Source organism: Biomaibacter sp. TOL, from assembly GCF_059717795.1.
The window spans coordinates 3,022,292-3,034,760 of record NZ_AP046092.1 but is presented as its reverse complement, the minus strand read 5'-3'; the positions used below and the strand labels follow the sequence as shown (position 1 = coordinate 3,034,760).

Genomic DNA, 12,469 nt, shown 5'->3' with positions numbered 1-12,469 from the left:
ACCTCAAAGAATGTTCCATTTATACCCCATTCCCCTGACAGTGGTTAAAAAAGAGGGGTGTCTGGGATCATCCTCTATTTTTTCACGCAGCCTGCTGATATAGACGGCCAGAGTGTTGTCATCGATAAAGCTTTCACGGCAGTCCCACAGCTTTTGCATTATCTGCTCCTTTGATAATATGACTTTCGGATTTTGCATGAAAAGGCAAAGCAGCCTGTATTCGGCGGATGTAAGTTCCAGGTCGATTCCGTTTTTTATCACCCTTCCTTCCAGGAGCTTCACCGTAATCCCGTTTGCCTTCAATTCCGCAGCCTGCTGATTTGCCGGATCGCAGCGCCTCAGTACGGCGTTTATCCTGGATATGAGCTCATTCAGTTTGAAGGGCTTTGTGATATAGTCATCGCCGCCTATGTCCAGGCCCATAACGATATTTACCTCCTCATCGGAAGCCGTCAGGAAAATGATCGGAATGTCCGATACTTGCCTGACCATTTTGCAGACATCAAAACCGCTGCCGTCTGGAAGCATTAAATCCAGCAGAATCAAGTCATATTCATTTTTATCAATACAGGCTCTGGCTTCCTTTACTGTCCTTGAAACGGTTACATCAAAGCCATGCTTGGAAAGGGAAAATTTCAAGCCTTCGATCAGGCTTAAATCATCTTCCACCAACAATATCTTTCTCATAGCCGTTCCTCCATGTCTCTCTACAGGTATAATCTGGAATTATTGGCTGATATATGTTACTTTCATATTTACTTTCATGTTTACTTTTTTAAATTTTGTGCTATAATATAGTCAGATGTAACCGGACCCGCAAAAGTGCGGTTGCCACATAGGGTAATTAAAGAATAATCACCCGCTGGGACATAGCAGGGTGATTATTTTTTTTCCTTTACTTTTCGCCTTAATCAGCACGACAATTAAGGAAATCAGCGATACGGTAAGCATAGAGGATGCAATCATTAATGATAGAGCCTCGTATGTACCCATACCGCACCACCTCCTTCCTTCTGATATAAAGGAGGTGGCAACCACACCCTGCTCATCCAGTTACCTGAAATACATGGTATCATATTCTACATTTTTATTCAATTTGCAATTTATTTTTTCTTTCAAACAAGCAGAGGAAAATAGCCGGCCGGTCACGCGGCACTCCAAGCAGGCAAGGCACTCGGCAATGAATGGCGCTTTTACATCGGTCGCCGCAAGCGGCGTCAACCCGAATTTCTTAAACTTGTCCACCTCCGCACCAGAGATTGCACAGGGCAAAAAAGAGCGGAAAGCTGGAATAAATACAGAGGCCTTTTGACCAAAGCGGCAGTCATCTTCATCGTAGCCACATGGATCTTAGTAGCCAAGGTCGAAGCTGTCAGAGTGCCGGTGATGAACTTTTAAGCATTATGATGTAATGTTTTCCCTTTACACCGACGATGGTGAAGAAATAAGAGAAGTATCGGGAAAGGTAACGCTGGACGGGAAGCTGATTTTTTCCAAAGAAGAGACAGGCAGATTCCCTGAGCTGGGCGAAGTGGAAAATAAAATAATATGGTGAGAGCATAAAATAGGGGCTGTTTTCAAATTTTTTTGAAACAGCCTCTGTTTATTCAAGCCTGGCTCCTCATGAATAGCCTATATCATGCTTATGCTACGCTTTAATTTGCTTGCAGTCTTAATATTTCTTCTTCTGGCAAGCCGGTAATTTCCATTATTTCTTTTACATTTCTGCCTTTACTTAGCAGTTTTCTTGCTATTTCTAACTTGGCTTCCAACATGCCTTTTTCAATGCCTTTTTCAATGCCTTTTTCAATGCCTTTTTCTATCCCTTTTTCCATACCGATAATTTCTCTTTTCTGAAATTCTTCCTGTAAAGCTCTTTCAAGATTATATATCATCTCATCCACCTCCTCGCTTTCTTCTATTACTTCCGAAAGCTCTCGCTTTTCCTCCTCGGGCAGTCCCCTTACTATGACTCTTTTCAACCATGTCTTGAACAGAAGAAATTCTTCGGGGCTCAATTTTTTCAGAACATCTATGAGTTTCCGCAATCTTTGCTTTAGCTTTTCTATATCGGCTTTCTGGTCGATTAGAAATACCGCCCCTATAAGGTTGGACAGTCCCATAAGTTCTTTTTCGCTATATCGGTTTACGTCTATCAGGATGTATTCAAAGTCCAGCACCTGTTGTTTGAAAATCTCCTGGCCATTCAGGGTGTTTCTAAAGTTCATAGACGCTGTCCAGTTGTTTTCACCGTTGTATAATACTATTGGAATAATGGCGGGAAGTCTGAAATCTTTTTTATGTATTATATCACAGATTTTATGCTGCTGCAAAAGCTTTTCATGCTCTTTTCTCCACAGTAATTAACTTTCTCTTCCCTGACGGGTGGGAGCTTGTGAGAAGCTCCAATACGGGACCCGAGCTTATCGTTCGCTGCGAAGCAAGTACCAAAGAAGGTTTGGAGCGTATCAAGTCGGAGATGAAGGAGGCGTTAAAGCCGCTGCAGCTTTTCTGATTGCGGTTCCTCTTCAGTCCAGATCCTCTCCATTCGATCGAATCACCTTTTTGTACCAGTCAAACGACTTCTTTTTTAAACGCTTATAAGTTCCATTGCCAAAATCGTCCGCATCCACGTAAATGAAACCATAGCGCTTGCTCATCTGGTTAGTGGACAGACTTACGATATCAATACAGCCAGGGGGCTTTCAACTCAACGACTGTTTTTTCCACTACTTGATGTGGAAAAGGTTGCTTGCAAAAAAAAAACTGTATGCTAAGATTTAGAAAGATTGTATTTTGCAGTACAATGCAAATCATAAATTCTTGATAGATTTGCGGTTTTTCATGTGAAGTAATAAATGAGAGGGCGCTTAAAAAATCATCTGCAGATGAAAAATTATTAACAGGGGAGGTGGTGCCCGTTGAAAATAACGGAAGAAAACTTCATCCAGCAATTGAAAAAGAGAAATGAGAAGGCCCTTGAATATGTTATAGACAATTATGGATGGATCCTCAAGACGGTCATAAAAAAGCATCTCTGTTACCTTCCGGATTATTATGAAGAGTGCATGAATGATTGTCTAATGGGTATCTGGGAAAATATTTGCTATTATGACCCTGGCAAATCCAGCTTTAAAAACTGGGTGGCGGGAATCGCAAAATATAAATCGCTCAATTATGCAAGAAAATATTTAAAGGACCTGGAGAATGAAGATATTGAATCTGTGATAATCCCAGCGGAAGACAATGCTCTAAAAGATATTCTGGCAAAAGAAATCAGCGAGGAGACCCAAAAAATGCTTCGCAGTCTGTCGGAAGAAGATAGGGACATTTTCTTAAAAATTTATTTTGAAGATAAAAGCGTGGATGAAATATCTGATGATACGGGCCTTACCAAAGCCGCAATCTACAACAGGCTTTCAAGGGGTAAAAAGAAAATGCGCAAAGCTTTCAGTTTAAAAGGAGGTTCGGGCAATGAAGGGTTTTAAAAACGTTTATGAACTTTTGAATTACATGGACGTTGACCTTGGGGATTATCATAAAGAGGATCTGAACGAAATGGAAAAGCAAAGTTTAAAAAACAATTTCAGGAAGAAAAGCAGGAAAAAAGGCATTAGCTTTAGAAAATTTGGAACTATTGCTGCTGTTGCGGTTTTATCCATTGGGCTTTTAAGCCAGACAAATTTTGGGAAAAATGTTTATGCCGCTGCCCAGTCAAAGGTTTCGGAGATTTCTTATTCCATCGGCAAAGCCCTGGGTATTGAAAGAAATATTGAACCCTATGCAAATGTAATTGACCAGACCGTTGAAGAAAACGGCGTGGAAGTAAAATTGAGCGATGTTATCATAGATAAAGACGAGTTGATCTTCTCCACACTCGTCAACACAAATAAACCTGTGGATGGTTTTTTCTTCGACTACGACATTTTCATCAATGGCAAAAAATTGACAAATTATGGCGGATCCGGCCGCGCCGGGAGGATAGATGATTCCAAAACGGTTTTTTTTTACACCCGTGCCGTCGATACTAAAGGGATTGATTTAAAAAAAGACATAGACGTAAAAATCGTGTTAAAGGATCCGTATTATATTATAGGCACTTCAGAAGAAAGGGTAAAAGGAAAGTGGGAGTTTGAATTCACGGCAAACGGCAGCGAGTTAATGGCAAATTCGCACTCAGTACCCCTGGATTATTCATTTAACATAGGTGACACAACCTATAGCCTGGAGGAATTCAGGTATAATCCCGTAAATCAAAAGATTTTCGGAAAAGTAAGGGGCAAATCAAACGTTTCATATGATGTTTCCTTAAGGGGACATGACAATCTGGGAAATGACGTTGTATTTTTCCTGACCAGTGTATCCGGCGAAGATTTAGTATTTAAATACGAAAACATACAGGGGGATTTATCCGATGAAATCACATCCATTACTCTGACTCCTTATGCAGCAAAACTTCCTGAAAAGAGCGGGAAAATGAGCGATGATTATAAAAAGGTGGGAGAAGAATTTACAATATCTTTAAAGAAAAAGTGATTTGCCTGTAGGATTCAGTCCATTGAAACAGAAGAATATTCATCTCGGTTTTTTGAGGCCTGCTTTGATTTTTTAAAGCGGGCTTTTTAGTGATAAAATAATCTTAGGATTTTGGGCAATAGATCCCCGAATATAATTCATACTGCCTCGCCGTCGGTCTCCCCTAAAGCTGTCATGGCATTGAGTTCACGGTAAATCTGACTTGCCTGTGGAAGATCGAAGTATTTAGTGATATAATTTCTACTGAGCAGATGATGGTCACCTTGAATCGGTCGTAGATTGTGAACATAATTTCCGTTTAAAATTAATCAGCTAGATAAGATGTGGTGTGAAACATGCTAAAAAAATACAAGAGAATTAGAGTTTTGCTTGTTGTGGCATTTGTTATTGCAAGCATGTCATTTTTTTGTGTATGGCAGAACAATGATATAACAACAACATACATTAATTATAGCAACACTAAGATACCGCATGAATTTGACGGATACAGGATCGTCCATATTTCAGACTTGCATAATAAACAATTTGGCAAAAATCAGGAGCGTTTATTGAAGAAAATCAGAGCAATTTCTCCGGACATAATCGTGGTCACAGGAGACTTGATTGACAGAAGAAAATATGACCTTACCACTGCGATGATATTTATAGAAGGAGCGATGAAAATTGCCCCGGTTTACTATGTTTCCGGAAATCATGAGGCATGGTCCGGTGATTATGATAATATCAGCCATAAACTGTTGAGCTGCGGCGTGCAGATACTTGACGACAATAAAGTTAAATTGATAAAGGGCAGAGCCGAAATTGATATATTAGGCTTATCTGACCCGGATTTTCTTACATCTTCCTACATGGACGGGACAAATTCGTCTAAATTGGAAGAACATCTCATGCGCCTATCAGATGATTCTGTTTTTCAGATTTTGCTTTCTCACAGACCTGAACTTTTTGATTTATATGCAAATGAAAATATAGACCTCATCTTTTCAGGACATGCTCACGGAGGACAGTTCAGAATCCCTTTTGTCGGGGGATTAATAGCACCAGATCAAGGCCTGTTTCCTAAATACACAAGCGGTGCCTATACACAAAATCAATCAACGCTCATCGTCAGCAGAGGACTTGGCAATAGCATCATACCAATAAGAATATTTAACAGGCCGGAGATTGTAGTGGTAACCTTGCAAAATGTAAAATCATCTATTTAAACTTAACAGTCGCACAACTATATGATCTTTTTTGTAAGTTTCACGGTGTATCGCCCACAAAAGCAAAAAAACACAATCACCCGAAAACATTCAGGCAATTGTGTTTTTTAAATAGTTTCCATTGAAAAATAAACCCCTCAAACCTGCAAAAAACCTGCATCTTCATCTCCATAATATGGACATTTATGGTATAATATCGCAAGAAGGAGAGGGATGAAGAATGCTGATAATTAAGAACGAAGACTTCAAACAATTAAGCATATTTGACCAATTACTTCCGAAAAACAGTAAAAGAACTGGTAGAAATAACGAAGGATGTATTACACTCGGCCAGTAAGGTTTCCGCCATGGAGAAAAATAGCACTGGCAGAATCAGAAGAAGGTTTGATAGTTTCAAGCTATGTTGAAGAAGGCAATCCTTGCGACAAAACCCTGGCCGTACCAATGGTGAAGAAGTCAATAGAGGTTTTAAATAAAGCTCCCAAAGAGGTTGCCGCATATAGAAGTTTTTACTCCAGCGAAAACGAAACAGAAATACAATGCCTTAAAGTAAACTTGGCTTCCAACATCCTTTTTTCCATCCCCATAATTCCCCTTTTCTGAAATTCTTCCTGTAAAGCTCTTTCAAGATTATATATCATCTCATCCACCTCCTCGCTTTCTTCTATCACTTCCGAAAGCTCTTTCTTTTCCTTCTCGGACAGTCCCCTTACTATCATCGGCATAAATTAAATTCCAGCCTTTGTTATGCTTAATGCGAAATGTTATCAATAACCCAGCCCCCCTGACAGAGCATTGTCTGCCTTTCTATAAATAATCATAATATAGATAAAAGCAATAATAACCAAAAAAATGCTGAGACTACTGGCAAAAAAGGATGCCCGGATCCCAAATTTCTGTGCCACCCAACCAATGCCGACCCCACTAATCACCTCGCCGGCAGATCCGGCCATATTATAAACCGATAACACGGTCGCCCTATATTTATCTTGAATGTGAGCATTGATAAAAGTTTCCTGTATAGGCTCATATACACCGGTCAGGATCTTATAAATAATATAAACAATTATTGCCATAATTGGGTTAAAAGACATGCCAAATGCAAAGATGCAGGTTAATAGCAGGATGTTGATAGTAACAAGAGCTCCTGCATTCGACAAATACAGTTTTAAATATTTTTTTGATTCCAAATTCCGGCCACTCGGTCTCGGGCCCGGATCTTTCCTCGTAATGCTGCTCCTTCATCTTAAAAAATGCATAGAATAGAGCAGCAATATTGATCCCAATATAAATTATCCACACAGTGTTCATTTTGGTCAACCCCAGATGACCGCCAAAAATACTCCCGATTAAAAATCCGGCAATGCAGGAACAGCAGTACCGGATAGGGCCTGACATAATTCGGCAAATCAAATAGCGTCAGTCCGGATCTTTTTGTCATTATTAGCGCACTCCTTCACACTTTGAGATAAGGATTTGAGATGTTGTCAACAACTCCGTCCCTCTGACACTCATAGCTACGGCGCTTGAGCCTTTTTGGCTTCTACCAGTTCAAAATCTATCTGCCTCTCGGGCACATTTACTTTCGATACTCTGACCCTGACAGCATCTCCAATGCGAAATACCCTGCCTGTGCGCTCGCCCCGCAGAGTAATACTCTTTTCGTCAAAGTGATAGAAGTCATCTTCCAGGTTGCTCACATGGACCAGACCTTCCACGGTGTTTTCCAATTCCACAAACATTCCGAAGGGGGTGACGCTCGAAACAATGCCTTCATAAATTTTTCCTATGCGCTTTGCCATGTATTCGGCAATTTTCAAATCCGTGCTCTCTCTTTCAGCTTCTTCTGCTACGCGTTCCCGCTCTGAAGATATCTTTGCCACCCTGGCCACAATATTATTTAATTTTTCCTGCCTTGATTCATCCAGCCTCCCCTCCAGGTGTTCCCGGATGATCCTGTGTATCATGAGATCGGGATAGCGCCGGATGGGGGAGGTAAAATGCGTGTAAAAGTGGGCGGCAAGACCAAAGTGGCCCAGGTTTTCTTCGCTGTAGCGGGCTCTTTTCAATGACCTCAAAAGCACCGTATTCACCACGCGCTCTTCGGAACGGCCTTTTACCTTTTCCAGAATATCCTGCAGGGCCTTGGGCTTTATATTTTTTATGCCCTTAATGGTATAGCCCAGGTTATACAGAAATTCCCTGAGAGAGAACATTTTCTCCTCATCGGGCACCTCGTGGACTCTGTAGACGAAAGGTGCCTTTAGCCAGTACATGTGCTCGGCTATTGCCTCGTTGGCTGCCAGCATAAATTCCTCGATGATGCGATTGGCGATTCGCCTCTCCTCCTTCACTACATCCACCGGGCTGCCGCTTTCATCCAGTATTACCTTTGCTTCTTCGATGTTAAAATCTATGCTTCCCCTGGAAAACCGCTTTGCCGTAAGTTTTCTGGCCAATTCCTCCATGAGCCTGAAGTCTTCCACCAGATATTCATAGCGCTTAATTGCGTCAGCATCATTTTCCTCCAGGATTTTCGTGACTTCGGTATATGTCATCCTTTCGCAGGTCTTTATCACTCCCGGAGTTATCCGGTAACTCTTTACATCCGCATTTTCGTCAAAGTCTATGATAATGCTCATCGTGAGACGATCGGTCCTGGGGTTCAAGCTGCAGATGCCGTTAGAAAGCTTGGAGGGAAGCATGGGGATGACCCTGTCCACAAGATAGACGCTGGTGCCCCGCTTCATGGCTTCAATATCCAGGGGGCTTTTTTCCCTAACATAGTAGCTGACGTCGGCTATGTGAACACCCAGCCGGTATCCGTCTTTTGTGCGCTCTATCCCCACCGCATCGTCCAGATCCTTTGCATCTTCACCGTCTATGGTCACTATCTTCTTATCCCTGAAATCCTCCCTGCCCTTCAAATCCTCGGGCCTTACTTCATCGGGTATACTTTCCAGTTGGTTCAATACTTTTTTGGGAAATTCCAGAGGAAGGTCGTACTTTTTTATGATGGAAAGCACATCTACGCCTTTTTCCCCTTCATACCCCAGAACTTCCACCACTTCACCCTCGGGGTTGCGCCTTTTTTCAGGCCACCGGGTTATTTTCACAACCACTTTCTGTCCGGATTTTGCACCCATGGTTTGATCCTTTGGAACGAATATGTCATAATAAAACCTTTTATCATCGGGTATCACAAACGAAAAATGCCTGTCCCTTTCAATGGTGCCCACCACCTTTTTGACAGCCCTCTGCAGAATTCTTATCACTTCACCTTCAGTTTTACCCTCATGTCTTGCGGGCAGCTTGGGACGGACTACGACTTTGTCGCCGTGAAGGGCACCGTTCAAATCCTCACGGCTTATATAGATATCATCTATCTCCTGACTTTCAGGGATTAAAAAGGCATAACCTTTCGGATGGCCCTCTATTTTCCCTACTACAAGGTTCATTTTTTCTGGAATGCCGTAACGGCCACGCCGCGTCCTTATCACAAGACCTTCCTTTTCCATGTGAAGCAGAACTTTAAGCAAAAGGTCAAACTCCCCAGCCTCAATATTCAGTGCCTGTGCCAGTTCACTTTCCGTCATGGGTTTATATGCTTCCTGTTTCATGAATTCTATGAGCTGTTCTTTAAATGGCATACTTTGCCTCCTGTTTAATATAATCTATATTATACCTTATTTTATGCTTTTCTGGCATATTTTACAAGATGCAGAAATTTATCGGAAAATATTTTTGTATTCTTCATACCGACAGCTGTCAAAATATCTTGCAATGCCATTGATTATGGCCTGTGCCGCCCTCTCTTTAAAAACCGGGCTCCGAAGCCAACCTTCTTCCACCGGATTCGATATGGTGCAGACTTCAATGGTCACAAAGGGTATATTGCCCTTTGTTCTAATAAAATCGAACCTCTCAGAAAGGCTTTCTTCGTATACGCCCGTGTTTTCCAGTTTCAATTTTTTACCAATTTCTTCAAGAATATATCTGCAAAGCAGTTCGCCCTGCTTGGAATGATACAGCGCGCCGGCTCCGCATTTGCTTTTGTCCCGGTCCCAGCGAGTGTGAATGCTTATCCATATATCCGCTTGCAGCAATTCGGCGGCTTGCAGCCTGTCTACCAAACTCAGGGATATGTCCTTCTCTCTTGTAAGTACTGCCCTGCCTCCTGTAGCAATAATTTTTGATTTAAGAAAATCCGCAATATGCATCACTACATTTTTTTCCAGAAGGTTTATATAGCCCCTGCGCCCGGAATCGCCGCCGCCGTGACCCGGGTCGATTACTATCATTTTATCTTTCATTATTTCTTTTACAAATGCTCTGTCAAAATATATTTCAAGTCTGTCGGGAATACCCCGGACTCGTTTTAAGCGGCATGACGACGGGTACTGGAGCACGGTGGAAACCTGACCGGCTCCATTTTTTTCAGAAACCTTAATTGTGTTTATCAGCCCGTCATATATATTTATGGTATCCTGTGCCATTATAAGTTCCCCATTCAGCAAAACCTCATAAATATGGTGAGAAAGCTTTTTTACGGTATGAGAAAGCGGTGCGGTGGATTCCAGTATCATAGTAGAAAAGTCGGAACCGGTCCTGACATATAAGTTTGTCAGACCTCTCTTCATGCCAATCCCCCTCAAACCCTATATTTTTCTTCATCAGATTTATTTTATTCCGGCATTTTAAAAATGGTTACTGAAAACAACATTCTAAAATACGATAATGTTGAATAAAAATGTAAATGGAGAGAAGGGGTGAACATGGAATTATCCGCCGCAGGATGGGCGCCGGTGCCCATCAGGACTCATATTATAACAGAAAAAGACGATATCGTGGAGGTCGTAGTAAAATACGCTCGTCCCGTGGCTGAATCCGGAGATATAATCGTCATAGCCGAGAGCCCTGTGGCAATAGCCCAGGGAAGGGCGGTTTTATCCAGTTCCATGAAAAGCGGCCTTCTAGCGCGTTTTTTATCCAAATTTCCGGACAAGGATGGGAGCCTCGGCACTCCCGAAGCCATGCAACTGGCCATTAATGAGGTGGGCAAAATTCGCATTATCCTGGGAGCCGTAGCGGCAGCCCTGGGGAAATTGTTGGGTCGAAGGGGCGATTTCTACAGGGTGGCAGGAAGAGAGCTGGCCAAGATAGACGACATAGCGGGAACTCTCCCTCCCTATGACCATTACATAGTGCCGGGACCAAAAAAATCAAAAGAAATCACGGATAAGATATATAAAAAAACCGGTATAACTACCGTTATTGCAGACATAAATGATTTAAAATGCGTCGATATTCTGGCCGTATCGGGAAAAGTAAAAGAAAAGGAACTGGTCGAAATTTTAAAAAACAATCCCTTGGGCAATGACGACCAGCAAACTCCCATCGTGGTGTTAAAGCGCATAAAATATTAAAAAGGGGAGGCGCGGTTTAATGAAAAACGCCGTCCACAAACTTTCCGGTCTGTTTAAAAAAATAAATGTAAAAGTTTTAAATCCAAAATTGCCGGCTGTAATTTTTCTGGTAATACTTCTGGGTTTGAGCTATCATATGTTTATTACAGGCAACATTCCAGTGTTTAAGCTGCTTATTCCCCGCAGGACCGTTATTATAGATCCCGGACATGGTACCATTGACAGGGGGGTGGTCCACCGTGACAGCGGTGTGGCCGAGAGCCCAATTAATCTTGCAGTTTCTTTGAAACTGAAAGAAATCCTTGACCGGCAAAAATTCAATGTGGTTCTTACCCGGGACCATGAGACCCAGGAACAGATGGCAAACCACAAAGAACTCAAGCGCAGAATTGACATGGCTGTTTCAAACAGAGCGGATATATTTGTGAGCATACATGTCAACCAGTATCCCGACCCGTCCTGCTTTGGAGCTCAGTGTTTCTACAATCCACAAAAACCCGAAAGCAAACTGCTGGCTCTGCTGATTCAGGAGGAATTAAAAGCTCTGGAACCTGAAAATTTCCGGGAAGCCCTGCCACAGGACTTGTTCATACTGCGGGAATCTCCTATTCCTGCGGTGCTGGTGGAAATGGGGTTTATATCAAATCCTTCGGACCGTCAGAAACTTCAGGACCCTTCTTACCAGGAAAAGATAGCCAAAGCCATATCGTCAGGTATAAATCGGTACTTTAATAAAGATACTCCCAAACATACTCCTGAATACAATTAAAAAAATGTAACGCATCTTTTCTCCCTCTCATATTATATTTTGTAAAATCAGATGAGAGGGGTTTTTTTATGCTGCCAATGCCAACAAAATACAGGATGGTAGCGGGTAGTTCGGAAGGAGCTACTGAACTCAATGCCTTCGATGGTGCGCTGCTTTCGGCCGGAGCTGGAAACCTTAATCTCCTCCGGGTTAGCAGTATTTTACCTCCAGGTGCGGTATATGATGAAACTCTGGTTATACCTCCGGGGAATCTGGTACCCGTAGCCTATGGTTCCATCGTGAACAGCAGGCCCGGGGCCGTCATATCTGCTGCGGTGGCGGTGGGAATCCCGGAAGACGGTGATTACGGCGTCATTATGGAGCTTTCCGGGGAATTTGACAGGTTCACTGCCGAAAGCAGGATAAGGCAGATGGTGGTGAATGCCTTCAAAATTAGAAACAAGCCTCTGGCCGACGTAAGAATCTGTTCTGCCGAGCACATGGTGGATAAAATCGGTTGCGCCTTTGCAGGAGTTCTTCTATGGTATTAAAAT

14 protein-coding genes and 2 pseudogenes are annotated in these 12,469 nt (G+C 42.3%); 8 read left to right on the top strand and 8 right to left on the bottom strand.

Annotation, left to right across the window (positions count from 1 at the left end):
* Positions 1–3: 3 nt before the first annotated feature.
* Both AC6I1H_RS14960 and AC6I1H_RS14955 read right to left on the bottom strand, forming a co-directional pair.
* Entirely contained in the window at positions 4–687 is a 684-nt protein-coding gene (locus AC6I1H_RS14960; protein ID WP_497738324.1) for a response regulator transcription factor, read from the bottom strand.
* A gap of 168 nt (positions 688–855) precedes the next feature.
* Entirely contained in the window at positions 856–993 is a 138-nt protein-coding gene (locus AC6I1H_RS14955) for a putative holin-like toxin (protein WP_497738323.1), read from the bottom strand.
* Positions 994–1,411: 418 nt separating this feature from the next.
* Here AC6I1H_RS14955 and AC6I1H_RS14950 point away from each other — a divergent pair, with 418 nt between their 5' ends.
* Positions 1,412–1,555 (top strand): Rdx family protein, encoded by a 144-nt coding sequence (locus tag AC6I1H_RS14950; RefSeq protein WP_497738322.1) that lies wholly within the window; start codon positions 1,412–1,414, stop codon positions 1,553–1,555.
* A 100-nt stretch (positions 1,556–1,655) separates the two neighbouring features.
* On the opposite strand, the gene AC6I1H_RS14945 is transcribed toward AC6I1H_RS14950, so the two are convergent.
* On the bottom strand, positions 1,656–2,333 hold the full coding sequence (locus AC6I1H_RS14945; protein ID WP_497738321.1) for an Rpn family recombination-promoting nuclease/putative transposase: 678 nt from the start codon (positions 2,331–2,333) through the stop codon (positions 1,656–1,658).
* 14 nt (positions 2,334–2,347) lie between these two features.
* Here AC6I1H_RS14945 and AC6I1H_RS14940 point away from each other — a divergent pair.
* Positions 2,348–2,515 (top strand): annotated as a pseudogene (locus AC6I1H_RS14940) (hypothetical protein); the annotation flags it as partial.
* Between the two features lie 13 nt (positions 2,516–2,528).
* Here the strand turns inward: AC6I1H_RS14940 and AC6I1H_RS14935 are convergent.
* Positions 2,529–2,696: pseudogene (locus AC6I1H_RS14935) on the bottom strand (family 1 glycosylhydrolase); the annotation flags it as partial.
* 225 nt (positions 2,697–2,921) lie between these two features.
* Between AC6I1H_RS14935 and AC6I1H_RS14930 the strand changes: the two are divergent.
* The 3 genes from AC6I1H_RS14930 (at position 2,922) to AC6I1H_RS14920 (ending at position 5,741) form a co-directional block, all read left to right on the top strand.
* A complete protein-coding gene (locus AC6I1H_RS14930; RefSeq protein WP_497738320.1) occupies positions 2,922–3,488 on the top strand; it encodes a sigma-70 family RNA polymerase sigma factor in 567 nt (188 codons plus the stop codon).
* Positions 3,475–4,536: a DUF4179 domain-containing protein gene (locus AC6I1H_RS14925; protein ID WP_497738319.1), complete on the top strand. Its 1,062-nt coding sequence runs from the start codon at positions 3,475–3,477 to the stop codon at positions 4,534–4,536. Before AC6I1H_RS14930 ends, AC6I1H_RS14925 begins: the two co-directional genes overlap by 14 nt.
* A gap of 335 nt (positions 4,537–4,871) precedes the next feature.
* Positions 4,872–5,741, top strand: a complete 870-nt coding sequence (locus AC6I1H_RS14920; protein WP_497738318.1) for a metallophosphoesterase — start codon at positions 4,872–4,874, stop codon at positions 5,739–5,741.
* 509 nt (positions 5,742–6,250) lie between these two features.
* Here AC6I1H_RS14920 and AC6I1H_RS14915 read toward each other — a convergent pair.
* The 4 genes from AC6I1H_RS14915 to AC6I1H_RS14900 form a co-directional block, all read right to left on the bottom strand.
* A complete protein-coding gene (locus tag AC6I1H_RS14915; protein ID WP_497738317.1) occupies positions 6,251–6,466 on the bottom strand; it encodes a hypothetical protein in 216 nt (71 codons plus the stop codon).
* Between the two features lie 42 nt (positions 6,467–6,508).
* A complete protein-coding gene (locus tag AC6I1H_RS14910) occupies positions 6,509–6,931 on the bottom strand; it encodes an MFS transporter (protein WP_497738316.1) in 423 nt (140 codons plus the stop codon).
* Between the two features lie 327 nt (positions 6,932–7,258).
* Positions 7,259–9,391: a ribonuclease R gene (rnr, locus tag AC6I1H_RS14905; RefSeq protein ID WP_497738315.1), complete on the bottom strand. Its 2,133-nt coding sequence runs from the start codon at positions 9,389–9,391 to the stop codon at positions 7,259–7,261.
* A gap of 78 nt (positions 9,392–9,469) precedes the next feature.
* Positions 9,470–10,381: an N-acetylmuramoyl-L-alanine amidase family protein gene (locus AC6I1H_RS14900; RefSeq protein ID WP_497738314.1), complete on the bottom strand. Its 912-nt coding sequence runs from the start codon at positions 10,379–10,381 to the stop codon at positions 9,470–9,472.
* A 135-nt stretch (positions 10,382–10,516) separates the two neighbouring features.
* Between AC6I1H_RS14900 and AC6I1H_RS14895 the strand changes: the two genes are divergently transcribed.
* The 3 genes from AC6I1H_RS14895 to AC6I1H_RS14885 all read left to right on the top strand — a co-directional run bounded on the left by AC6I1H_RS14895 (position 10,517) and on the right by AC6I1H_RS14885 (position 12,466).
* A complete protein-coding gene (locus tag AC6I1H_RS14895; protein WP_497740819.1) occupies positions 10,517–11,167 on the top strand; it encodes a coenzyme F420-0:L-glutamate ligase in 651 nt (216 codons plus the stop codon).
* 19 nt (positions 11,168–11,186) lie between these two features.
* Positions 11,187–11,936: an N-acetylmuramoyl-L-alanine amidase family protein gene (locus tag AC6I1H_RS14890; RefSeq protein ID WP_497738313.1), complete on the top strand. Its 750-nt coding sequence runs from the start codon at positions 11,187–11,189 to the stop codon at positions 11,934–11,936.
* A gap of 68 nt (positions 11,937–12,004) precedes the next feature.
* Positions 12,005–12,466, top strand: coding sequence for a pyruvoyl-dependent arginine decarboxylase (locus AC6I1H_RS14885; RefSeq protein WP_497738312.1), 462 nt, complete (start codon positions 12,005–12,007; stop codon positions 12,464–12,466).
* Positions 12,467–12,469: the final 3 nt, after the last annotated feature.